Source organism: Mesorhizobium sp. M0676, assembly GCF_040320535.1.
Lineage (GTDB): Bacteria > Pseudomonadota > Alphaproteobacteria > Rhizobiales > Rhizobiaceae > Mesorhizobium.
Window position 1 is genome coordinate 391,778 of sequence record NZ_JAMYPU010000001.1, and the last position, 21,515, is coordinate 413,292.

Annotated in this window: 23 protein-coding genes; 10 read left to right on the plus strand and 13 right to left on the minus strand. The window is 62.6% G+C overall.

What is annotated here, in order from left to right; translation table 11 throughout:
* Positions 1–188: 188 nt before the first annotated feature.
* Positions 189–1,562 carry a DUF1828 domain-containing protein gene (locus tag NKI35_RS01895; protein WP_352738243.1) on the plus strand — a complete coding sequence of 458 codons (1,374 nt, stop codon included), beginning with the start codon at positions 189–191 and terminating at the stop codon, positions 1,560–1,562.
* 77 nt (positions 1,563–1,639) lie between these two features.
* On the opposite strand, the gene NKI35_RS01900 is transcribed toward NKI35_RS01895, so the two are convergent.
* A complete protein-coding gene (locus NKI35_RS01900) occupies positions 1,640–2,542 on the minus strand; it encodes an NAD(P)-dependent oxidoreductase (protein ID WP_352738294.1) in 903 nt (300 codons plus the stop codon).
* A 124-nt stretch (positions 2,543–2,666) separates the two neighbouring features.
* Here NKI35_RS01900 and NKI35_RS01905 point away from each other — a divergent pair, with 124 nt between their 5' ends.
* From NKI35_RS01905 to NKI35_RS01915, 3 genes are all read left to right on the plus strand, one after another.
* A complete protein-coding gene (locus NKI35_RS01905) occupies positions 2,667–3,407 on the plus strand; it encodes a FadR/GntR family transcriptional regulator (RefSeq protein ID WP_023686499.1) in 741 nt (246 codons plus the stop codon).
* 226 nt (positions 3,408–3,633) lie between these two features.
* Positions 3,634–4,620 carry an aldo/keto reductase gene (locus NKI35_RS01910; RefSeq protein ID WP_352738245.1) on the plus strand — a complete coding sequence of 329 codons (987 nt, stop codon included), beginning with the start codon at positions 3,634–3,636 and terminating at the stop codon, positions 4,618–4,620.
* 208 nt (positions 4,621–4,828) lie between these two features.
* Positions 4,829–5,977: an extracellular catalytic domain type 1 short-chain-length polyhydroxyalkanoate depolymerase gene (locus NKI35_RS01915; RefSeq protein ID WP_352738247.1), complete on the plus strand. Its 1,149-nt coding sequence runs from the start codon at positions 4,829–4,831 to the stop codon at positions 5,975–5,977.
* A 53-nt stretch (positions 5,978–6,030) separates the two neighbouring features.
* Here NKI35_RS01915 and NKI35_RS01920 read toward each other — a convergent pair whose 3' ends face one another.
* The 4 genes from NKI35_RS01920 to NKI35_RS01935 all read right to left on the minus strand — a co-directional run bounded on the left by NKI35_RS01920 (position 6,031) and on the right by NKI35_RS01935 (position 8,671).
* The gene (locus NKI35_RS01920) at positions 6,031–6,651 is read right to left on the minus strand and encodes a hypothetical protein (protein ID WP_031192923.1); all 621 of its coding nucleotides are present in this window, start codon (positions 6,649–6,651) and stop codon (positions 6,031–6,033) included.
* Positions 6,652–6,832: 181 nt separating this feature from the next.
* The gene (locus tag NKI35_RS01925) at positions 6,833–7,438 is read right to left on the minus strand and encodes a general stress protein (protein WP_023671087.1); all 606 of its coding nucleotides are present in this window, start codon (positions 7,436–7,438) and stop codon (positions 6,833–6,835) included.
* 32 nt (positions 7,439–7,470) lie between these two features.
* A complete protein-coding gene (locus NKI35_RS01930) occupies positions 7,471–8,223 on the minus strand; it encodes a DUF4142 domain-containing protein (protein WP_352738251.1) in 753 nt (250 codons plus the stop codon).
* Positions 8,224–8,482: 259 nt separating this feature from the next.
* Complete coding sequence (locus NKI35_RS01935) at positions 8,483–8,671, minus strand: hypothetical protein (RefSeq protein WP_023671089.1); 189 nt, start codon at positions 8,669–8,671, stop codon at positions 8,483–8,485.
* A gap of 130 nt (positions 8,672–8,801) precedes the next feature.
* On the opposite strand from NKI35_RS01935, the gene NKI35_RS01940 reads away from it, so the two are divergent.
* From NKI35_RS01940 to NKI35_RS01960, 5 genes are all read left to right on the plus strand, one after another.
* Positions 8,802–9,152 carry a hypothetical protein gene (locus tag NKI35_RS01940; protein ID WP_352738253.1) on the plus strand — a complete coding sequence of 117 codons (351 nt, stop codon included), beginning with the start codon at positions 8,802–8,804 and terminating at the stop codon, positions 9,150–9,152.
* A 183-nt stretch (positions 9,153–9,335) separates the two neighbouring features.
* Positions 9,336–9,545 carry a hypothetical protein gene (locus NKI35_RS01945; RefSeq protein ID WP_023671091.1) on the plus strand — a complete coding sequence of 70 codons (210 nt, stop codon included), beginning with the start codon at positions 9,336–9,338 and terminating at the stop codon, positions 9,543–9,545.
* Positions 9,546–9,604: 59 nt separating this feature from the next.
* Positions 9,605–9,874, plus strand: coding sequence for a PilZ domain-containing protein (locus tag NKI35_RS01950; protein ID WP_023726509.1), 270 nt, complete (start codon positions 9,605–9,607; stop codon positions 9,872–9,874).
* 185 nt (positions 9,875–10,059) lie between these two features.
* On the plus strand, positions 10,060–10,608 hold the full coding sequence (locus tag NKI35_RS01955; protein ID WP_352738296.1) for a dihydrofolate reductase family protein: 549 nt from the start codon (positions 10,060–10,062) through the stop codon (positions 10,606–10,608).
* 698 nt (positions 10,609–11,306) lie between these two features.
* Complete coding sequence (locus tag NKI35_RS01960) at positions 11,307–11,741, plus strand: hypothetical protein (RefSeq protein WP_023671095.1); 435 nt, start codon at positions 11,307–11,309, stop codon at positions 11,739–11,741.
* 310 nt (positions 11,742–12,051) lie between these two features.
* Here NKI35_RS01960 and NKI35_RS01965 read toward each other — a convergent pair whose 3' ends face one another.
* The 7 genes from NKI35_RS01965 to NKI35_RS01995 form a co-directional block, all read right to left on the minus strand.
* Positions 12,052–12,864, minus strand: a complete 813-nt coding sequence (locus NKI35_RS01965; protein ID WP_023735070.1) for an SDR family NAD(P)-dependent oxidoreductase — start codon at positions 12,862–12,864, stop codon at positions 12,052–12,054.
* Entirely contained in the window at positions 12,861–13,850 is a 990-nt protein-coding gene (locus NKI35_RS01970; protein ID WP_352738255.1) for a sugar phosphate isomerase/epimerase family protein, read from the minus strand. The genes NKI35_RS01965 and NKI35_RS01970 overlap by 4 nt, the downstream gene beginning before the upstream one ends.
* A gap of 26 nt (positions 13,851–13,876) precedes the next feature.
* Complete coding sequence (locus tag NKI35_RS01975) at positions 13,877–14,644, minus strand: SDR family NAD(P)-dependent oxidoreductase (protein ID WP_352738257.1); 768 nt, start codon at positions 14,642–14,644, stop codon at positions 13,877–13,879.
* A 49-nt stretch (positions 14,645–14,693) separates the two neighbouring features.
* Positions 14,694–15,800 (minus strand): ABC transporter ATP-binding protein, encoded by a 1,107-nt coding sequence (locus NKI35_RS01980; RefSeq protein ID WP_352738259.1) that lies wholly within the window; start codon positions 15,798–15,800, stop codon positions 14,694–14,696.
* A 25-nt stretch (positions 15,801–15,825) separates the two neighbouring features.
* Positions 15,826–16,731, minus strand: a complete 906-nt coding sequence (locus tag NKI35_RS01985) for a carbohydrate ABC transporter permease (protein ID WP_023671100.1) — start codon at positions 16,729–16,731, stop codon at positions 15,826–15,828.
* Positions 16,724–17,659: a carbohydrate ABC transporter permease gene (locus tag NKI35_RS01990; RefSeq protein ID WP_023671101.1), complete on the minus strand. Its 936-nt coding sequence runs from the start codon at positions 17,657–17,659 to the stop codon at positions 16,724–16,726. The genes NKI35_RS01985 and NKI35_RS01990 overlap by 8 nt, the downstream gene beginning before the upstream one ends.
* A gap of 80 nt (positions 17,660–17,739) precedes the next feature.
* Positions 17,740–19,005, minus strand: coding sequence for an ABC transporter substrate-binding protein (locus NKI35_RS01995; protein WP_352738261.1), 1,266 nt, complete (start codon positions 19,003–19,005; stop codon positions 17,740–17,742).
* Between the two features lie 145 nt (positions 19,006–19,150).
* Here NKI35_RS01995 and NKI35_RS02000 point away from each other — a divergent pair, with 145 nt between their 5' ends.
* Entirely contained in the window at positions 19,151–20,356 is a 1,206-nt protein-coding gene (locus tag NKI35_RS02000) for an ROK family transcriptional regulator (RefSeq protein WP_352738263.1), read from the plus strand.
* 29 nt (positions 20,357–20,385) lie between these two features.
* On the opposite strand, the gene NKI35_RS02005 is transcribed toward NKI35_RS02000, so the two are convergent.
* Positions 20,386–21,465 carry an aminopeptidase gene (locus NKI35_RS02005; RefSeq protein ID WP_352738265.1) on the minus strand — a complete coding sequence of 360 codons (1,080 nt, stop codon included), beginning with the start codon at positions 21,463–21,465 and terminating at the stop codon, positions 20,386–20,388.
* Between the last annotated feature and the right edge of the window lie 50 nt (positions 21,466–21,515).

Consider the following 21,515-nt stretch of genomic DNA (forward strand, 5'->3'; position numbering starts at 1 on the left):
GGCGCACTCGGATACCTCGCGCTCGACCGATCTTGCGGTTTGACATGGCCAAAGAGGAGGTATGCGCAGCTAGGACGCGGGATAGTGGTTACCTAAGTCGATTTTAACGTGCCGGCTGCCTCTACTAGGCGCTGACAGATCGAAGTACTGGCCGGTCGCCATCTGGTTATGCGAATTTATCAATTTGTATGGCCGACGCCACAGGCGCACCATTGCGTGACCGGCTGAGAATCCGCATAGAATACAAAGTTATGAGGGTAGCAGGGGTAATTGGACCGAAAAAAGCAAACGTCGTATTCTCTCTATGGAGCGACGAGAAGCTGAAAACAAAGGACTTCCCTCTCAGCAAGAAGAGAGGGAAAGCCTATCCTCTTACGCGCCGCTATCGATGGCAAACCATAAGCTTTGCCACAAAGGGGCGTAACTACAGAGTGCTGGTTGCCTATCACACACTTGTTCCAGAGTTTATCGCCACCTTGGGCGAAGAAATCGGCGGGGATTTCCGAATTTTGGCGAGGTGGGAGTTTCACGCGACCCATGGTGGCTGGCATGTGCACACAGCTTGCGGGGACACTGATAACTTGTCAGTAGGCATCATAAAACCGTCAGGAACCAAGCGCATTCCTGATCCGAAGTCCTACCATCGCCACATGAAAATGCTTAACGATGGACATGCTATGAGTGATGGGGTCGCTACGGCGATCGCGTGCAGCCTTGTCGGCATAGACCACCAACACGATATGTTTGTGGATAGACGCGATGCCATGGGCTTGAAGGAACAAATATGTAGGGCGTTCTGCGAGAACGTCCAAATAACTGCCTTCAGCGGTGGTGTGGCTATTTGCACGCCCTATAAAAACTTCATTTCTGGAGACCTAATAGGCATATACGCGCTTGGTCCTAAGAGTGGCCTGTACCGTCTTGTCGACAACGCCCTCACGATTGCGTTCCTGGAAGCGGAGGGTGCCACTATGGATGCTGCCAGTCGCAGAGAGGCATTGTCCCAAATCTTGGTGCAACACGGTGCGGCCTATGACGAGGAAATGGGAGAAATATTCATAGACGGCATAACAGAAGCCGATCTACCCAAGGCTGTTCTCGAATTTTCAGCTTTGCTCCTACGTCTGAACGATTTGATTCTTTTGACTGTCGAACGTGTAAAGAATGCATTCGAGGACGATGTGAGGGCCGCGATTAGAGACGAGATGGATAAGCGCCATGTCCGCTATGTCGAGGGCCAACCAGTTTCTCCGGACTTGACAGATGTCACACCAGATATGGTTTTTTATCCGGAAGATCGCGATCCTGTGGCTTTGTTTATAGCGACGAATGATTCAAAGCTATGGCAAGCAATGTTATTGCGAGTGATCGCGGATAGCGAGCGACACCTACCATTGTCGGTAGTTGCAGTCTTGGAAACCGAAACGTCCGTGAGTCAGAAAGTACGTCTACAGGCGGACAACCGCCTTGACGCGGCACCGCGATATAAGAGCGGCCCTATTGACACGATCCAACGAATAGCCCGTGTCGTTGTTGGCAACGAAGCTGCAACTGTCCACTGACGCTGAGCGCTTCGGCCAAACGCTGAGGGCGAATGACTTGTGATGTGCAGAAGGCGAGGCCTGCCCATGCTTCGCTATCACTCCGCCGCCTCCACCAGCGACACCCCATTCAACCCCGCCACAATATCCGACAGCGCCGGCACGAACTTCTCGCCATGGCCTGTTGTGACGGCCGTGGCGAACCCATTGCGCACAGCGGCGCCGATCGGGTTGGCGATGCCGGCGGCGTGGGCGAAGGAGGCGAGATAGGTCATGTCCTTCAGCGCATTGGCGATGGCGAAGCGCTGGGCGTTTTCGTTGCGGTTCAAGACGAAATCGAAGAAGGCCTGGTAGAAGCCGCAATCCATGCGGCTGCCGGAGATGACGCTGTTGAAGACCTGCGGCGTCAGGCCGGCCTTGGCGCCGAGGCTCAGCGCTTCCGAATAGATCGCGGAATAGCCCATCGAAACGAAATTGTTGAGCAGCTTCATGGTGTGGCCGCTGCCGGTCGGGCCGGTGTGGACGACACGCGCGGCGAAGGCTTCGAGCACCGGCCGCGCTCGGGCGACGATCTCGGCCGCACCGCCGACCATGACGTCGAGCTTGCCCTCGGTGGCTTCCTTGGGCGTGCGCGCCAGCGGCGCGTCGATCAGCGTCATGCCCTGCTCCGCGAGGTCGGCGGCAAGCGCTGTCGTCGATGACGGGTTGGAGGTCGAGCAGTCGATGATCAGCAACGGCTTAGCTGCCGCAGCAAGGCCATCCTGGCCTTTGACCAGCGCTTCGACCTCGTGCGAACCGGTGACGCACAGGATGACGATGTCGCTCGCGGTGGCGAGCGCGCGCGGGCTTGGCGCTTCGGTGGCGCCGGCGGCGATCAGCCGGTCGGCGGCCGTGCGGCTGCGGTGGACATGCACCGTCAGCGGCCAGCCCTTGCGCAGCAGATTGTCGGCCATGCCAGCACCCATGCTGCCCAGGCCGATCAAACCGATGCGTTCTTTCATGCAATCCTCGGGTTCTTTCATGTAATTCTCCTTGGACCCACACCGGCGGGCTCACCCTTGGTCACCTTGCGGCGAGCACCTGTCGATGCAATCCTTTGAACAAGAATCGAACCGGAGGCCTTCGATGGCGGAGCCCATGACTTTCGATGCCATACCGCAGGCGCCCAACCTGCGGACGGGTCTGGTCAACACGCTGATTGCGCAGATCGAATCCGGCGACCTTGCGCCGGGGCAGCGGCTGCCGACCGAGCAGGAGATTGTTGCTGCCACAGGCGTCAGCCGCACCGTGGTGCGCGAGGCGCTGGCGGCGCTGCGTGCGCGCGGGCTGATCACCACGCGCCAGGGGCTCGGCGCCTTCGTCGCCAAGGATCCGCCGCCGAAGATTTTTTCCGTGCTGCCCGACGATCTCGAATCGATCGACGAGGTGCTGCGCGTGCTGGAACTGCGCATGGGCATCGAGGTGGAAGCGACAGGCCTCGCCGCCGAACGGCGCAGCGAGGCAGCGCTCCAGCAGATGAGCGCGCGGCTCGACGCGCTGGAGGCTGCGGTGCGCGCCGGCGGCTCCGGCTCGGAAGAGGATTTCGGCTTCCACCGCGCCATTCTCGCGGCGACGCAGAACCCGAATTTCACCCGGCTGTTCGACACGTTCGGCAGCGCCATGGTCCCGCGCCATTGGACGCGGCTCGACCGGATGACGGAGGCCGAGCGGGAAAAATATCTCGACCGCATGCAGCGCGAGCATCGCGCCATTCTCGGGGCCATCGAAGCCAGGGACGTCAATGCCGCGCGGCGCGCCATGCGCAGCCATCTGACCAAGAGCTATGCCCGCTTCGAGGATCTGCGCGACAAAGCTGTTCACGATTAGGGGGCAACCACGGTTGACGGACTGCTCATCCGGCGACCCCGTCGGAGATCGAGTTCGCGAATCAGCGACATGTTCCTCCCGGCTCGAAATCGTTGCAATCTTACCAGGTTGTCATACAACCCTGTGATCTGGTAAATCCAGGGAAGAGGGATGTCAATCGCGTTGCCATGCGGTATGAGGCTCCCGAAATCAGAACCGTCATCAAAGCCGCAAGTCAGGAAGCAAAATGCAGTCACGGAAATTTGGCCGTACCGGCAGATCAGTCAGCGAGATCGGCTTCGGCGCCTGGGCGATCGGCGCCGCCTGGGGCGAGGTCAATGATGACGATGCGGTCGCCGCCCTGCATGCTGCGCTCGATGCCGGCGTCAGCTTCCTCGACACGGCCGACGTCTATGGCGACGGCCGTTCGGAAAAACTGATCGCACGGGTGATGAAGGAACGTGGCGGCGCGCGCCCGTTCATCGCCACCAAGGCCGGACGGCGGCTGTCGAAGCAGAGCGTCGAAGGCTATAGCGTCGAGAACCTCACCGGCTGGATCGACCGCAGCCTGACATACCTAGAGACGGACACGCTCGACCTAGTGCAGCTGCATTGCCCGCCGACCGATCTCTATTACCACCCGGAAGTGTTCGAGCGTCTCGACAAGCTCGCCGAGCAAGGCAAGATCCGCAATTACGGCGTCAGCGTCGAGCGTGTCGAAGAGGCGCTGAAGGCGATGCAATATCCCGGCGTCGTCAGCGTGCAGATCATCTTCAACGCCTTCCGCCAGCGCCCGGCCGAGCTGTTCTTCGACCAGGCGAAGAAGAACGACGTCGCCGTCATCGCCCGCGTGCCGCTGGCCAGCGGCCTGCTGTCCGGCAAGTTCAGGACGGACACCAAGTTCGAGACCACCGACCATCGCCTGTTCAACCGCAATGGCGAAGCCTTCGATGTCGGCGAGACGTTTTCGGGCGTGCCCTTTGACGTCGGGCTGGCGGCGGTCGAGAAGGTGCGGCCGCTGGTGTCAGGCGACACCACCATGGCGAAATTCGCGCTGCGCTGGATCCTGATGTTCGACGCGGTGACGGTTGTCATTCCCGGCGCCCGCAATCCGGCGCAGGCGGTTTCCAATGCGGAAGCGGCGGAGCTTGCGCCGTTGTCCTCCGAGTTGATGGCCAAGGTGAAGACGGTCTATGACGAGAACATCAAGCCCTACGTGCATCAGCGCTGGTGAGCCAGCGCCTGCCGCCCTCGACCGGACGACTGACCAGAGGCCAGCAGGGCCAAATTGCGTTCGTCCGTCACAAGCCGTGCAGCGGATTCTATGATCCATCGGTCATTTAATCGGCCGCGCCGCTTGTTATTGTGCAGTGCAGCAACGATATTCCTGCGTGTGCGTTGTGTGCACGAGTCTGCCCATTCCGGCGCGCAAGGATACCGATTTGCGAGACATATCCGATACGATCGCCCGGCTGAGCGCGATGCGCGGCCGGCCAGCCGGTGCAGGGCTGAGCAAGGACGACCAACTGTCCGAGATGACAGGGTTCGGGTCCAATCCCGGCGCCTTGCGCGCGCGGTTTCACCTCCCTGAAAACCTGCCGAAGCAGGCGGCGCTGGTCGTGGTGCTGCATGGCTGTACGCAGAATGCAGCCGCGTACGATCATGGCTCCGGCTGGACCGAGCTCGCCGACGAGCAGGGTTTTGCCGTGCTTTTCCCCGAGCAGCAGCGCGCCAACAACGCCAATCTTTGCTTCAACTGGTTCGTGCCAGGCGATATAAGCCGCGACGGCGGCGAGGCGCTGTCCATCCGCCAGATGATCGAGGCGGCGGTGGTCACCCACGGTCTCGACCGCAAGCGGATCTTCGTCACCGGTCTTTCCGCCGGCGGCGCCATGGCGGCGGTGATGCTGGCGACCTACCCGGACGTGTTTGCCGGTGGCGCGATCATTGCCGGGCTTGCCTATGGCAGCGCCTCGACCATCCCCGAAGCCTTCGACCGCATGCGTGGCCATGGCGGCCCGTCCAGAACCGACCTGCAGCGTCTGTTGCGGGAGGCCTCGCCGCACAAGGGGCCGTGGCCGAGGATTTCGGTCTGGCAGGGCTCGGCCGATACGACCGTGGTGCCTTCCAATGCCGACGCGGTGCTGGCGCAATGGGAGGGCGTGCACGGCCTCGCTCAAGCGCCGACACGCACGGAAAAGGTCGACGGTCAGAGCCGAAAAGTCTGGTGCGATGGCAAAGGCCGCGACGTGGTCGAGGCATACAGCATTGCCGGCATGGGCCATGGCACGCCATTGCAGGCGAGCGGCGACAATGCTCTCGGCAAAGCAGGGCCGTTCATGCTGGATGTCGGGATTTCCTCGACGCGCCACATCGCCCGTTTCTGGGGGCTGACGAAGCCAGACGTACGACGCGCGGCGAAAGCCGAGGCCGCTTCAGGCACTGTATTGCAGCCTTTCTCGCCGAAGGAAAAACCGCGAGCCGTCCGTGTCGATCCGACCCCGGAGCCCGTCAATCCGCCAGGCGGTCCGGCGGCCGGGATCACCAAGGTCATCGAGGACGCGCTCAGGGCAGCGGGATTGATGCGCTGAGGCTGAGGCTGAGGCTCGCCCGGCCCAAAGGACAACGGCAAGCGCCAGCATCATTATCGCAGCAGGCCTTCGTCCTCGAACGCATCCCAGCCCTTCAATCCGGGCGGCGGGCCGTCCGTGTTCCGGGCCTTCCTCGCAGTGCGTGCCTGCCCGGTGCCTTTTCCCGCGCGCGTCAACGCGGCCTTGCCCGCGCCGCGCCGCCTGTTCTCGGCGACCGCCTGGACATCCTGCTCTCTCCAGACTGTTGCCAAATCGCGGTCCAGGACGTCCTCGATGTGGCGCGGGTCGAAAACGTGGAAGGTGACAGACTTTGATCGCCCACGCATCTTGACGGTGCGTGTGCCGGTGCTTTGCAGCCGACCGTCCTTGAGCCATTTGTGGCGCTCGCGCGAAGAGATCGTAAGGATATCCTCGACCTCGCGTGGAAGCACAGGCAGCGCTTCCACTCCCTCCAGTGTTTTGGAGATACTGGCAGAGGCGGCCTTGAACGCTTCCGCTTCGGATCTCGACATTCGCAATGCGATGCGGCCCGTCTCGGCCTTGACGTGCTTCCTGACTGCCCATGGCAGCCGGGCTCTGACTTCACGTTCGATCCCCTTGGAGCGCACGGCGGACCCGAGTGTCGCTGACGGCGACAGCGGCCATTCGGCAATCAGTTGCGGGGACGGGCTCATGCTTTCCTTGGGCTGGTTTCGTTGGCTCGATGCTAACACGGCAAGAGCCGGTCAAGCCAAGGCAACAGCGAAAAGGGGCAGGTCCGAAGAGAACCGCCCCTTATGGCCGAATTTGAACGCCGCTTGCTGTGCGCCGACAGCACCTTCGGCCCCGCCGCCGTGCGGCGACGGGGCTCGATGATCAGAGTGGGCTGGCGTTGCGCGTTTTGTCGCGCTCGGCCTCGATGTCGGTGTAGGGGTCGGCATTGGCATCGAAGCCGGTCCAGCCACCGGCTTCATAGGCGCGTCGGCGGTCTTGCAGATCGACCGAGTTGGATTCGCCAAGAATACGCTCGGCCTCGTCGGCGAGTTCGTCACTGACCCTGGCGGTCACCATCGTGCCACCGCGGCGAACGCCCTCCGCATAGACATGCGCATCCCTTTCGGGGACGCCTGACTCGGTCAGCGCCCCGACGATGCCGCCGGCAGCGCCACCGACGACCGCGCCGCCAACGGCGCCGACCGCGGTGGCGGCCAGCCATCCTGCGGCCACGACCGGACCGACGCCCGGAATGGCCATGATGCCGAGCCCTGTCAGAAGCCCGCCGGCGCCGCCAATGACGGCTCCGAGACCGGCGCCGCCGGCCGCATCCTCGGCGGCGTTGGAAGTGTCGCCGTCGTCGTACCAGTCATCCGAATTGTTGGCGACGATGCTGATGTCGGCCTGCGGCACGCCGATTGCCTCCAGTTCGCCGACGGCATCGGAGGCATCATCGTAGTTGTCGAAAAGTCCGGTTACGGTTTTCATGGTCTTGATCTCCTCGTTCTGGTTCAGAGGGTTCAGTTCGCGCCGGCAACGACGTTGCCCTGATAATCGAGCGCCACGGTCGTGGTCTTGCCATCCTTGGTGGCCTGACCGCGCCAGATGCCCTGGTCGTCTTTGGTCAGCTTGGACACGCCGGAGAAGCCGGCATCCTGAATGCGGCTCTTCGCCTGATCCTCGGTGAAGCTGTTGGCACCCGGGACTGGGGCGGCCGGATTGGTGGTGTCGGTCGTGCTCACGGCCGGGGTGGTGGAGCTGGTGGTCGACGATGCATTGTCGGCGGAAGCGATCTTCTCGACCATTTCCTGATGCATTTTGAGCGTCGGCAAGGTCTCGGAGGCGAAGGTCTTCAGCTGCGCGTTGTCGCCGTCCTTGGCATAGCTCTCGAACAGCGTGACCGCCTCCGAATGCGCATCGCGCTGCATCTGGACGTAGGGCTTGTCGACGGCATCGTTGGCATTCTGCAGAGTCTCCAGATTGGCCTTGTGCTTGGCGTCCAGCTCCGTCGGGACTTTCAGCTTCTGTTCGCCGGCGATGGTCGCAAGCTTGGCGTTGGCGGCGCCGTGATCGTCGATCATCCGCTTGGCGAAATCCTTGACGCCTTGATCCTGGGCCTTGCCCTCGGCGATCTTGCTGGAATCCACTTCGAACAGGCCGCCGATGGCGGCCTTGTCGACAAAGTCCTGAGCGCTGTCGGCGGCGAAGGCGGGCAGGGCGAACATCATGGCTGTGGCGGTGGCCAGCGAAGCTAGAAGAACACGTGTTTTCATGGACAGAAATCCTCGTTGGGGCACACATCGTGCTGTGAGCCTAACCAGTGCGGCCAAGCTTTGTTCCGCCGCCCAAGCGTTATAGCCGGGAGGGTCGATGCCGCGATGATGGCCCCTCGTCAGCGGCTTTTTGCGCCTTTGCCATGCCGACGCTGAGGACGGCGACCCGCTCGATGGGCGCCTTGCAAGTCGATCAAAAAGGGAAACGAGGCCCTTCGCCGCCGGCAAGTGAACACCGCCCGCGGTGAACTATCGAGGTTCAGCGATCGTTGCGTTCGAGGCGGCGCGCAACCTCTGTTTGTGCGACCTGCAGCAGCGTGTCTATTTCGAACATCGCCGCCGCATGGCCGCCGTCGCGAATGACACGGCGGGCGCGGTGGAGCAGGTCGGAGACCGTCCGCAGCGTTTCAGCATGGCTCGATCGATTCGACAAATGCGTGCCCTCCATCAGCCACAACCGTTGGATCGGGAGAGTGTTCCCAAAGTTGGCGGCCGGCCCGGCGAATGACTGTGAGCGCAGGCAGCGGAACCATCCTTGTCCGTTGGCCGTTCCCCCTGCCTCAACGAAAGGAACAGCCATGGCCGAGAACGACACCCCGAAGGACACCCCGAAGATTTCCGCCCGAGATGCCCAGGAGGCCCTGGAGAAGCAGGTCGCATCGCTGAAGCGCGAGATCAGCAAGATCAACCGGACGCTTGCCGAGCGCGCAGAAGATGCCGTTGGCGGAGCCGGCGGCTGGTACGGCAGCGCGACCGAGCGCGCGGCACGGGCAACGCAGCAGCTGAGATCGCAGGCGCAGACGGTGTCCGAAGCCGTCCAGCAAAATCCCGGCACCATCAGCAGCGCTTTCGTGCTTGGCGGCATTGCCGGGTTGTTGATCGGCATGCTGCTCGGGCAAAGCCAGGAACGCGACCGAAGCTGGTTCTAGCGGCGTATCTTATGACTCTATTGCCCCCGCCGGCTTTGCCGGCGGCCAGATCACTGTGGCTTTGAGTGAAAAACTCCCCGCTCGGGTAAACGGGATTTGTGGTCGGCGCCGCCTGGACGGCGCCCTGACAGTTGAGTTTCCCTGCCGCGGTCGTATGTTGTTGACCGCAGTGGAGGATCACAAATGCCCATTCGACGCAAAGCCACCGAGGCCGGCGTTTTGCAGCCATCCGAACTCGAGCTGTTGGGCCGTGTATTCGAGCAGCTTAAGCGCGACGGTCAGTCGCCCGAAGCACGCGACGCCATCGCATCCCGGATTATCGCGAACTATATGGCCGGCGTGGTCGACGAAGCCGAGCTCGTCAGTCTTTCGAGGCAACCGCTGGGCCGGTAGTGCGCTTTCCATTCCGGGTTCAGAAGAGTTTCAGGTCGTCAAATCAGAGGGATAAGGCAATGCCGGCTGACCCACCGATAGAGCGACGGTCGCATATCCGTGATCTTGTTCTGAAGGAAGCGACAATCCGCGTTGGCGACGCCAGTATCAATTGTCTGGTTTGTAACCAGCACGCCCACGGTGCGGAGCTGCGGGTGAAGGCCGATATCGCAATCCCCGACCGTTTCGTGCTTCACGTGCCGGTCGATCATACCAGCTATCGCGCCGTGGTGCGGTGGAGGCGGAACGAGCGACTTGGGGTGCAACTCGATTCGGGACGGCAGGCGTAGATGGCGGTAGCCGGGACGGATCACCCAGCTGTTCAAGTGCAGGGTTGATGGGACAAGGCAGGGCTCGTTTGCGGCACGAACGCTTCCTTCCATGCTGCTTGCGATTTGCAATCAGTTGCGATAGCCTCTGACTGCTTGCATTACAAGCGGTTGGTCCGTGGACCCACTAGGTGAAGGCGCTGCTTTTGGGCAAACTTATCTTGGGAATGAACGTTTCCATCGATGGCTATGTCGATGACCTTGCCGGAAATCTGGTCATGAGCGCACCAAGCCAGAAGCACTTCGAGTATTGGATCGAGACGATTCGCAACCATGCCGGCGCTGTGTATGGCCGCCGGATGTACGAGGTCATGCGCTATTGGGACGATGATCGCGCGGAATGGGATGCTTCGCTTCGCCAGTTCGCGACACTCTGGCGCAAGCTGCCCAAATGGGTCGTTTCGCGCACACTTTCACGGGTCGGCCCGAACGCCACCCTCATCTCCGGCGATATTGAAACGCAGATTCGCGAGATCGCGGCCCGCACGGAGGGTATCCTTAGCGTTTCCGGTCCGGAACTGGCCGGTCTTATGACCGGGCTGGGCCTGATCGAGGAATATCACCTGCACGTGAGGCCGTTCGTGCTCGGCAAGGGCAAGCCTTTCTTCCACGAGGCAAGGCCTCCGCTGCAACTGGTGTCGAGCACATTGATCGATGACGATACGGTTCATATGATCTATGTGCCGCGAGGCTGAACGATAAGGCGCTTCAGCGCCAACATGCGAACCAACACGTACGTTCGCAGTGGGCCTGGTCCCGGCCTTCGCACCGAGGTCTCACATGTCAGCTTGCGTGCTGGGTACCCAAGCAGCAGAGGGTCTGCTGTCGGCCGAAAATCTGCCGGTCAGCAATGCGCCCCATGCCGGTCAAAGAGGCCTTGCCGCCGTTCGTCCATAAGCAGACATTGCAGACCTACAAGGACATCGCTTTTACGCCCGAAGCGCCGCTTCGGTTGGTCCTTCAGTGACCTGGCGGCCCAAGGGCGCGTCGTCCTCCACCGCCCGACCTCGTCCGCAACTCATCGTTGCCGCCAGCGGCTCTGCTCCTGGCCTTCCCGCGATGACCGAGCGGGTAGTGAAACATCATGGTCAAGCCTGAAAAGCAAGGTCCAACCTAGCCGCCTTTCCAGGCCTGCGTCATCATCGTCCAGCAGTTCAGGATCCTGCGTGCGCCAGCCGGGTCCGTCGGGTCGGCCGGCCGCACAGTTTTTTTCATCCCGCTGGAACATTGGCGAAGGAATGCAGTTGGTGTCGCTGCAGATGCCGCCGCGTGGTGCCTGTGGGCGATTGGTGGCAACACCTGATCGGCCGCCGCTCCTTTACGAGGCGGCTTAGCGTGTGAGCCAATCCTGCAGCAAAGGCCTAGGGATTGGAACGACCAACAGGAGGCAGTCATGAAGCACCAGACACTCGATCAACTCCAGTCAGTCGCGGACATCAGTCCACTATCGCCGGCTCTGCTGGCTACAAGGACGCAACGGATAGAGCGGTGGGCGGAACTGCTCTATCGAAATCCGACGCGCTCCCTTGTGGCTCTCACCGGGACTGAGCATCTGCATCCTTCTGTCCGCGGAGAAGCGCGCGCGGTCGGATCGGCGATCAGTGTCGCCTTTGACGATCCACTGCTGCGTGCATCGGGCATGCAATCGGATACCTACGGGGAAGCCAGACGCTTCTTCGAACTCTCCGATTGGCAGTTGCATGAGATCGTCTGCAGTTGCCACACCGGCGCCACCATGCAGGCTGGCTGGGCCGCCGGGCGTGTCCGCAGGGTTCTCAATGGGAGCAAGATATTGGCTTGGCTGAGAAAAGGATTCATGCCGCACTGAGACTCAGCGCTTGCGCCTGAAGAAGCATGCAGGCTCCAGCAGAGATTGCGTCGGTTCCGCGAAGGCATGGCTGACCTCAATGGAGTAGGGCGGCCGAGTTGCTTGCGACTTCAGAAATGACGTTCACCATTGCTTAGTGGACCTCTGGTGCGTCACATGTGCGCTTCGTCAGCGGTATAGCCTGCCAATCCCTCCACAGCCGTTTTGACGCTGCGAAAAGCTCGAGGCGTGAGGGGGCAATTTGACCCAGGAATCCCGAAAACGGACCTTCCGCTTTCGGCCCCGAAATTGAAATTCGAGGCCTCCCCCATCACCCCGGAAAGATCGTAAACCCGCCATCCACCCGCAGCACCTGCCCGTTGATAAACCGCGCCCGCGGGCCAGCCAGAAACGCCACCGCCTCCGCGATCTCTTCCGGTTCCGCATAGCGGTTCAGCGATTTGCGGCTGGAATCCATGCGCTCCGGATCGACCACGCGGGTCGCCTGGAAGCGTGCCGTCTTGGTGGCGCCGGGGCTGACCGCATTGATGCGCACGCCGTCGTCGATCAGTTCCTTGGCCAGACAGCGGGTGTAATGCACGACCGCGGCCTTCAAGGTGGAGTAAACGACCTCGGGCGAGCAGCCGAGATGGGCCGCCGCCGAGGCGATGTTGATGACGGAGCCGCCGCCGCGCTGCTTCATCGGAGGCACGAAGGCCTGGCAGACCAGCATGGTGCCGATCAGATTGTTCTCGGTGAGCACGCGGATGTCGTCGAGTTCGATGTCGAGGGCGTTGTTCGGGTTCGGCTTGCCGCCCCTGGCGCCGATGTCGCCGCCGGCACAATTGACCAGCACATGGACGTCGCCGAGATCGGCCTCGATCCTGCGCTTCATCTCGGCAACCGCTTTCTGGTCGCCGATGTTGCCGGTCACCGACGTGACCTTCGTGCCGTGCCGCTTCAGGCGCTCGACCACTTCGCCGAGATTGGCGAACTCGCCATATTTGGCCGGCGCTTCCTCGTCCATGTCGTGGATCGCGACATTGGCGCCGAGTTCGGCCAGGCGCTCGGCCATCACGCGGCCGAGGCCACGGCCGGAGCCGGTTACGAAGGCGGTCAATCCATCGAGTTCACGTGCCGTCATCGGATATTCTCCATCAGTTTGCGCATGTTGGCGGCGCTGCGCCGGATCATGTCGAGCTCATAGGAAACCAGTGAGACGTCGGCTTCGCGCTCCCAAGGCGTGCGGGTGTCGGCATCGTCGGGCAGCCGGTTGCGCTGCGCGGCCGCCAGGCAGGCGGCAAATTCGCGTGCCGTCTTCTGCGGATAGCCGCGCCACCAGTCGTCGCTGAGATAGCGGACATGCCGGGCCTCCAAGGCGCCCGGTTCGAGAACGGCGGTCATGCGATCGTGGTGCTGGCCAAGAATGGCGAACAGCTCGGCAAACGGCACCGCACCGTCGCCGATGGCGCAGCGGATCAGCCGGTAACCTTCGGTCGTGAACTGCACGCGGTAATCCTTGAGGTGGACATGGCGGACACAGGGGGCGATCACCTTCATACAATCGAGCGGCGCTTCGCCGACCGGGAACGTGTTGCCGGTGTCGAAGGTGACGCCCACACTGTCACCACCGAGGGCGCAGAAATCGACGAGTTCCCGGCTGGTGAAGTCCTGGTGGTTTTCGATCGCAAGGACATACCCTTCGGCATGCGCGCGGGGACCCCATTCCACCAATCGCTCTCGAATGATGCCGACGTACTCGCTCCATTTTTCGCCGGCGGCGTTGCGGTCGCCGCAGAGAATGGGCGTCAGCGCCGTCCGGATGATTTTGGCCTTGAGCAGGCGCGCGGCCCGAAACGCATCGTCGAGCGGTTCGTCCACCAGCAGGCCGCCGCTGACGACCGGCGTGATGCCAAGGCCGGCGAGCCGTTCGCGCAGCGCGATCACCGCGTCGTCGGAAAGCTCGCTCAGCCATGGCACCCAGATCTCCAGCACGCGCGCGCCGAGATCGGTCGCGAGCGCGATGAAACCTTCGAGCCCCGCAGGTCTAGGATTGGCGCGTGGCGTGCCGCGGCCCTGGAGGCCGAGATGATAGGTCAGGCCGTAGGGGTTCAGGCCGACCTCGAGCATGAAGCGATCCTTTGAGTCAGGGGTGGTCATCGCAGGCCGGCATCCACGGTGATCGACTGCTTGGTGATCATGCGGCTGTCGTCGGCGGCGAGGAACAGCACCGTGCGCGCGATCTCCTCGCCGAGCAGAACCTTGCGGATCACCTGGCGCTGCACGACCTGGTCGACCGAACCTTGGGTCTTGTACCAAAGCTCCCGCTGCCGGTTGGTGATGACGGCGCCCGGCTCGATGGCGTTGACGCGGATGTTGTCGGGGCCAAACGCCCGCGCCAGCGCCAAGGTCAGCCCGACCACCGCAGCCTTGGCCGCCGCATAGGGCGCCATCTCTGACGCGCCGAAACGCCAGGCGATCGAGGAAAAATTGACGATCGAACCAAAGCCCACTTCCTTCATGTGCGGATGCACGGCCTGGGCGGCAAAGAAGTGGTGCCTGAGGTTCACATCCTGGGCATGGTCCCATGTCGCCTGGGTCACGTCGGCGACCGGCTGGCGATTGTCATCGGCGGCGTTGTTGACCAGCACCGCGACAGGCCCTAGGCGGTCGCGCACCGTGCCGATCGCGGCCTGGAGGGCGGGGATATCGGTCACATCGCAGCGCAGGAACAGGGGCGCGTGCGCTGCCGCGGCGGCGAGTTCCCGCGCGAGCGCCTCGCCGGCCTCCTGCTGCAGATCAAGAAACGCCACTCGTGCGCCATTGGCGGCGAAGGCGCGGACCGTGTCGGCGCCGATGCCCGACGCACCGCCGGTGATCAGCACGACACGCTCGGACAGGCTCGGATAGGTGGCGAAGGACAAGGCGGAACTCTTTTCAGATCAAGCTTCGGTCAGATCGGGTCAGATCAGATCAGATCAGGCGTTGGGTCGTCGGGTCGAACAGGCAGGCACGCGCCATGTCGATGCCGAGCGTCACCGTCTCGCCCATAAGCGGCGTGCCGTCGGGGTCGAAACGGCCGGTGATCTCCTTGCCGCCCAGGCGCAGGACGGCCATGGTCTCCGCGCCTGTCGGCTCGACCAGTTCGACCACTGCATCGATCTGCGCGATGCCCGGCTTGCGGCGCGCAAGGTCGGGATCGAAGCGGTAGATGTGCTCGGGACGGATGCCGAGCACGAGCTGTCGCGGCGTGTCGGATGGGAGCGCCTGGACGATCGGCAGGCTGGCCGTCTTGCCGTCGGCGGTCTGCAGGACGACAGTCGGGCGGCCGCCTTCCTGGCTCAGTTCCGCGGCCAAAAAATTCATCGCCGGCGACCCCATGAAGCCGGCGACGAACATGTTGGCCGGACGGTTGTAGATCGTGGCGGGATCGTCGAATTGCTGGACCTCGCCCTGGTGCATCACGGCGATGCGCGACGCCAGCGTCATCGCCTCGACCTGGTCGTGGGTGACGTAGACCGTGGTCTTGCCGACGCGGTGATGCAGCTTCTTGATTTCGGTGCGCATGTCGACGCGCAGCTTGGCATCGAGATTGGAGAGCGGCTCGTCGAACAGGAACAGTTTGGGATCGCGCACCAGCGCCCGGCCCATGGCGACGCGCTGGCGCTGGCCGCCCGAAAGCTGTCCGGGCTTGCGGCCAAGCAGCGGTTCGATCTGCAGGAAGGCAGCAACCCGCTTGACGGCCTCGTCCTGCTGCGGCTTCGGGACGCGGCGGCTTTCCATGCCGAAGGTGATGTTCTCGCGCACCGTCATCGTCGGGTACAGGGCATAGGACTGGAACACCATGGCGATGTCGCGGTCCTTCGGCGCCACCGAATTGACCAGCCGCCCGTCGATGCGGATCTCGCCGGAGGTAACGGATTCGAGCCCGGCGATGATCGCCAGCAGAGTGGACTTGCCGCAGCCGGACGGTCCGACCAGCGCGATGAACTCGCCGTTCCGCGCTTCGAGATCGATGCCCTTCAGCACCTCGACCGCGCCGAAGTTCTTGCGCAGCGATCGGATGATCAATGTCGACATGCAATGCCCTTCACTTGATCGCGCCTCATTTGATGGCACCTTGCGTCAGGCCGCGCACAAAATACTTGCCGCCGAAGAGATAGATCAGCAGCGGCGGCAGCGCGCCGATCAGCACGGCGGCGCTCATGACATCGTAGGCGCGCACATTGGTGCCGCTTGCCGTCAGCGCGACGAGCGCTGCCGTGATCGGCTGTTGCTGCCCGGAGGTGAAGACGACGCCGAACAGATATTCGTTCCAGATGCCGGTGAACTGCCAGATCACCGTGACGATCAGGATCGGTGAGGAGAGCGGCAGAATGATCTTGCGGAAGATGCGCCAGAAGCCGGCGCCGTCGATGCGCGCCGCCTTGATCAGGTCGTCGGGGATGCTGACGTAGTAGTTGCGGCAGAACAAAGTGGTGAACGAAATGCCCTGGATGACGTGGATGAGGACGAGCCCGTAGACCGAATTGCTGAGGCCGAGATTGCCGAGGATGAACGCCCACGGCATCAACGAAATCTGGCCCGGAATGAAGACGCCGAGCAGCATGCAGGTGAACAAAGCTTCCGAACCCCTGAAGCGCCATTTCGACAGGATGTAACCGTTCATCGCGCCGACCGCCGTCGAGATGATCGTGGCCGGGATCGTCATCTTCAGGGAGTTGTAGAAGTTGCGCTGCATGCCCTCGCAGGTGCCGCCGATGCAATAGGTGCTCCAGGCCTGGCCCCAGGCATCGAGGCGGAAGCTGCGCGGCAGCGAGATCAACCCGTTGCGCGCGATCTCCTGCTGGTCGCGGAATGAATTCAGCACCACCACCAGCAACGGGACCAGGTAGATCGCCGCGAAGACGACCAGCAGCCCATAGATGGCGAAGCGGGTGAGAAAATGCCGGCGCGACGCGACTGCGGCAGCGCGACGGTCGAGCGACTGGTCCAGGGAGACGTCAGCCATGGCCGGCTTCCTTGCGCCGGCGCCAGACCACCCAGAATGAATAGGGCACCAGCACCACGGCAACAGCGGCAAGCATCATGATGGCGGCGGCCGCACCTTCGCCGATCTGGCCGCGTTGGAACATCAGGTCATAGACGTAGATGGCGGGGAAGGTGGTCGAGATCCCCGGGCCGCCTTTGGTCAGGGCCGCCACGAGGTCGAAGGTCTTGATGGCGAACTGGATCTGGATGACGGCGACCGCCAGGAAGATCGGCGCAATGGTTGGCAGAAGCACCTTGCGATAGATGCGGAACGTCGATGCGCCGTCGATCTGCGCGGCCTTGACGAGGTCCTGATCCACCGAGCGCAGGCCGGCCAGGAACAGCGCCATGGCAAAGCCCGAGGCCTGCCAGACACCGGTGATGATCACCGCGTAGATCGCATAGTGCCGGTCGCTGGCGAGTGCGAAACTGAAGCTCGCCCAGCCGAAACCGCGCACCATGGCCTGGATGCCGTCGGTCGGATTGTAGAGCCAGCTCCAGACCGTGCCGGTGACGATGAAGGAGACGGCCAGCGGATAGAGGAAGATCGTGCGCCAGGCCGCTTCGCCGCGCACGCGCTGGTCGATCAGGATCGCCAGCAGCAGTCCCACCGCCATCGAGCCGACGATGTAGAAAGCGCTGAAGAAAAACAGGTTGTTGTAGGCGATGTTCCAGCGCCGGTTCGCCCACAGCGACGCGTAGTTCTCGAGGCCGACGAAGCCGTAGGTCGGCAGCAGCGAGGAGTTGGACAGCGAGATATAGAGCGTCCAGCCGGTGAACACGAAGACGTAGACGAAGCTCGCCACGAGAGAGGGGCCGAGCACCAGCAAGGGCATCGCGGAGCCCAGCCGCTCGCGCCAGGGGCGGGCGGGCGTCGGTACCGACAGGATCAGGTCGTGATTTGACATTCAGAGTACAGCATTGGCAGAGCACGGGACTGAAAGGGAGGACGGCCGGGCGGATAGGCATCGCGCCCGGCCATTCCCGTCTATTTCTGTGCTTCCGCCGCGTCGGCCATTGCATTGGCGCCATCCTCGGGCGACATGTCCGGCGTGGCCACGAACTCGGTAATGGAGTCCATGATCGCGCCGCGCATCTTCTGCGGGATGGTCATGTTGTGCGCCATCGAGCGGACCAGCGTGCCCTCCTTGATCGAAGCCTGCAGATCCTTCTGCGAGAGCTGCTGGCACGGATTGAAGCCCTTCGACAGATCGATATCCAGGCGTGCGGGGATCGAGCCCTTGGCCTGGTTGAAGACCGTCTGGAAGTCGGGCGACAGGATCAGGCTGGCCAGCAGCTTCTGGCCGTCGATATAATCCTGGTCCTTCTGCTTGAAGAACACGACCGAGTCCGAGTTGAGGATGAAGCCGGGTTTGCCCCAATCGGTCGGCGCCTGGGCGCAGACATAGTCGGTGCCTTCCTTGAAGCTAGCGGCGGTCAAAAGGCCGATCGTCCAGTCGCCCATGATGTGGAACGCCGCGTCGCCCTTGCCGACGAGCGCCGACATCGAATCCCAGTCGCGGCCGACCATGCCCGGATCCATGTACTTGCTCGTCATTAGGCGCATCTGCGTGAAGGCCTTGACCATCCCCGGGCTGCGCATGGACTCGACATCGCCTTCGACGAAGGCCTTGCGGTAGAGATCGATGTCCTGGCCGTAGAGCACGACCTCGAACACCGTCGAATCCGTCCAGTCGGCGGTCGAATGCGAGATGCAGATCTTGCCTGTGGCGACGATCTTGTCGCAGGCCGCATTGAACTCGGCCCAGGTCTTCGGCATTTCCGCCACGCCGGCCGCCTTCATGACCTTGGGCGAGGCCCAGAGCCAGTTGATGCGGTGGATGTTCATGGGCGCGGCGACCCATTTGCCGGTCGGCTTCATCACCGGAAGCAATTCCGGCGCCACCACTTTCTCCCACCCTTCCGAGGCCGCCAACTCGTCGAGATCGGCGGTCATGCCGGTCTCGTTCCATTCGGCGATCTCAGGGCCTTTGAGCTGCACGGCAGGCGGGGCGTTGCCGGCGATCACGTCGGCGCGCAGCTTGGCCAGCGTATTGGCGGTGTGGCCGGCAATCGAGGTCTGTTCCCATTTGCCGCCCTTGGCCGTGAACATCTCGCCGAGCTTGGCGATCGCCTGGGCGTCCGATCCGGTCGCCCATTGGTGCAAAAGGTTGGTCTTGGGCTCGGCGAAGGCTGTTCCGGCGAAAAATGTGCACGCAGCAGCGGCCGCAAGCGCGGTCATGACGGACTTCATCGTTTCACTCCCATATCGTGTTGCACGGTTCGTCTCGACCGCTTATGGCCGCGGTTTGAAGCCGCCGCCGGCGAGATGCGTCAATCTCGAGTTCTTTCCAAGATGACATATTGGAGCTATCAGTCAACGATGTTTATGTTGAGCCATGACAAAACCTTCGCTTAGGACCTGGCTGATCGACAGACCCTCCGCGTCGCCGGAGAGCATGATCGTGCGCTGCCTGAGCGAGCGCGGCGCACTCTCCGCGTTGCAGATCGCACGCGCCACCGGTCTGGCGCGCTCGACGGTGTCAACCGCGCTTAACGGCTTGAAAAAGTCTGGAATGGTGATCGAAGCCCCGACCAGCCGCGACGGCATCAGAGGCATCGGCAGGCCAGCCGCGGCGGTGACGCTCAATCCGACAGCGGGCACCTGCGTCGGCATTCACCTGGCTCTTCAGCAGATACGGCTCATCGTCGCCGATGTCTCGCATTCCGTCATTGCCGAACAAAATATTCCAATGGCGCTGGACTACCAGCCGCAACAGGCGGCCCAGGCGGTCAAATCGGCGATTGCCCAATCTTACAGCGAAAACGGTCTGCCGGTGGCGGGGCTCCTGGGGGTTGGTGTCTCCGTCTCCGGCCCTGTCAGCCGCGATGGAGTGGTGCTGCGCGCCAGCATGGTTCCAACATGGGCCGGCGTCAACATACGAGATGTGTTCGGCCCCGTTCTGGAACAGCCGATCTTCGCCGACAACGAGAGCAACTGCGCGGCCATTGCCGAGCTGATGTGGGGTGCGGCCGTCGGCCAGGACGATTTCGTGCTGTTCAAGATCGATCTGGGTGTCGGCGGCGCCATTGTCCAGCATGGCCGGCTGGTGACGGGCGTCGCCGGCGGCGCCGGCGAATTCGGGCACATCAGCATCGATCCCGGCGGCGACCTTTGCCGCTGCGGCAATCGCGGATGCCTGGAGCTCTACGCGAGTTTTACCCGGCCGCTGGAACAGATTTCGCGTGTCGTTGGGCGGCAAGTCACCATGGACGATGTCATCGCCATGGCCGAGCAGGGCGACGTCAGGGCGTTGCGGATGATCGAGGATACCGCCGAGATCGCCGGCCGGGGTCTCGGCCTGATCGGCTCGGTGCTCAATCCGCCGCTTATCATCATCGGCGGCCATATGGCTTTGGCAGGGGACATTCTGTTGACGCCGCTGATCGCGTCCTATGAACGCCACACGCTGATCAAGTCCCGGGATGTCGCTCCCGCCCTGCGCACGCGCATCATCGTTGGCAGGCACACCGAGAACGATGCCTTGCTGGGCGCGGTCGGCCTCGTTTTGAGACACCAGACGAAGGAACTGTCGCTGGGGTGATCGTCAGGACCAGCCTGTGCTTGTTCAAGTCAATTGCACGTGTCCGCAGCCTTGAGCGCTTCGGCGCGTGACGATTTGGGCAAATCCGCGATCCGCCGGACAGAAGCGTAAAACCTTGGATAGTCGCCCGAACACAGGTCGAACAAGCGAAGAAAGGCCGGAACCTGTTCACCGTAGACAGAAGTTGCCGCGAGCTTGGCGTTGTTGATCGGGGCAGCGAACCAGGCGTCGTATCCCCGGTATCCCGCCCAGTGCCTGTCGCGCATCTGCCGGTAGCGCGCCCGCAACCGGTCGATGGTTGCTGCCTTGGCGGCCGCCATCTTTTCCGGGGTGCGGGGACTACCATAGACCTGCCTTAGCTCGTCGCGCGTCTTCGCCACCAGTCCGAGAAAATCGGCGCTGCGCTTGCGATCGGCTTCGTAGCGGCGCAATCCGGCCCGGTCGCCGGCGGCGCGGAGCCATTTCCTGACGCCGCTGGTTTCGACGGCAACGGCGAACGCCTCGTTGAATGCGGAATCGTTATCGACATAGAAGCGCTGATGCGCCAGTTCATGAAAAACAAGGCTGGCGAGATAGGTGTCGTCCTGACGCAGCATGGTGCTCAGTAGCGGGTCCCTCGACCAGCCAAGCGTGGAATAGGCGGTGACGCCCGAGACATAGACGTCCAGCCCCTGTCTTTGAAGTTCGACTGCGTTCTCAGTCGCGGATTTCCGGGAGAAATAACCCCGGTATGGAACGCAGCCGAAGACCGGAAAGCACCATGTTCGTGGCGCCAGCGAGAATTGCGGCGCGGCAAAAACGGCCCAGGTCACGGCGTCGCGATGGATGTCGACATAGCTGCGATAGCTGTTGTTTTCGGGCAGTGCCAGTTCATCTGTCGCAAACCGTCTTATGGCGCTGGCCGACGTCAATTTGGCGCGCAATGCCTCAGGCGTCGAAGGATCACGGATGAGTTTTCCAATATTTTTGCGGGCGGCCATGATCTGCGCGTGACCCTGCAACGACTGCGCGTAGTAGGAAATGCTCGTGCAGCCGGTCGCCCCGGACGCCATGACGACCGCGGCAAGCATCCGAAGAACGCGCTTCACTGTTTGCCCACCCTTGCCCATCTCCCCATGCAGCAAACGTCCTGGTCCACCTCAAACAGGAGGCACCGGTT

Excerpts from the sequence above, each read along its gene's own strand:
- NKI35_RS01940 (WP_352738253.1), top strand. The coding sequence starts at position 8,802 with ATGGCCGAGAACGACACCCCGAAGGACACCCCGAAGATTTCCGCCCGA.
- NKI35_RS01950 (WP_023726509.1), top strand. The coding sequence starts at position 9,605 with ATGCCGGCTGACCCACCGATAGAGCGACGGTCGCATATCCGTGATCTT.
- NKI35_RS01990 (WP_023671101.1), bottom strand. The coding sequence starts at position 17,659 with ATGTCAAATCACGACCTGATCCTGTCGGTACCGACGCCCGCCCGCCCC.
- NKI35_RS01985 (WP_023671100.1), bottom strand. The coding sequence starts at position 16,731 with ATGGCTGACGTCTCCCTGGACCAGTCGCTCGACCGTCGCGCTGCCGCA.
- NKI35_RS01925 (WP_023671087.1), bottom strand. The coding sequence starts at position 7,438 with ATGAAAACCGTAACCGGACTTTTCGACAACTACGATGATGCCTCCGAT.
- NKI35_RS02005 (WP_352738265.1), bottom strand. The coding sequence starts at position 21,465 with ATGGGCAAGGGTGGGCAAACAGTGAAGCGCGTTCTTCGGATGCTTGCC.
- NKI35_RS02000 (WP_352738263.1), top strand. The coding sequence starts at position 19,151 with ATGACAAAACCTTCGCTTAGGACCTGGCTGATCGACAGACCCTCCGCG.
- NKI35_RS01965 (WP_023735070.1), bottom strand. The coding sequence starts at position 12,864 with ATGACGGCACGTGAACTCGATGGATTGACCGCCTTCGTAACCGGCTCC.
- NKI35_RS01930 (WP_352738251.1), bottom strand. The coding sequence starts at position 8,223 with ATGAAAACACGTGTTCTTCTAGCTTCGCTGGCCACCGCCACAGCCATG.
- NKI35_RS01920 (WP_031192923.1), bottom strand. The coding sequence starts at position 6,651 with ATGAGCCCGTCCCCGCAACTGATTGCCGAATGGCCGCTGTCGCCGTCA.
- NKI35_RS01935 (WP_023671089.1), bottom strand. The coding sequence starts at position 8,671 with ATGGAGGGCACGCATTTGTCGAATCGATCGAGCCATGCTGAAACGCTG.
- NKI35_RS01960 (WP_023671095.1), top strand. The coding sequence starts at position 11,307 with ATGAAGCACCAGACACTCGATCAACTCCAGTCAGTCGCGGACATCAGT.
- NKI35_RS01995 (WP_352738261.1), bottom strand. The coding sequence starts at position 19,005 with ATGAAGTCCGTCATGACCGCGCTTGCGGCCGCTGCTGCGTGCACATTT.
- NKI35_RS01900 (WP_352738294.1), bottom strand. The coding sequence starts at position 2,542 with ATGAAAGAACGCATCGGTTTGATCGGCCTGGGCAGCATGGGTGCTGGC.
- NKI35_RS01980 (WP_352738259.1), bottom strand. The coding sequence starts at position 15,800 with ATGTCGACATTGATCATCCGATCGCTGCGCAAGAACTTCGGCGCGGTC.
- NKI35_RS01895 (WP_352738243.1), top strand. The coding sequence starts at position 189 with ATGGCCGACGCCACAGGCGCACCATTGCGTGACCGGCTGAGAATCCGC.
- NKI35_RS01945 (WP_023671091.1), top strand. The coding sequence starts at position 9,336 with ATGCCCATTCGACGCAAAGCCACCGAGGCCGGCGTTTTGCAGCCATCC.
- NKI35_RS01970 (WP_352738255.1), bottom strand. The coding sequence starts at position 13,850 with ATGCTCGAGGTCGGCCTGAACCCCTACGGCCTGACCTATCATCTCGGC.
- NKI35_RS01910 (WP_352738245.1), top strand. The coding sequence starts at position 3,634 with ATGCAGTCACGGAAATTTGGCCGTACCGGCAGATCAGTCAGCGAGATC.
- NKI35_RS01905 (WP_023686499.1), top strand. The coding sequence starts at position 2,667 with ATGGCGGAGCCCATGACTTTCGATGCCATACCGCAGGCGCCCAACCTG.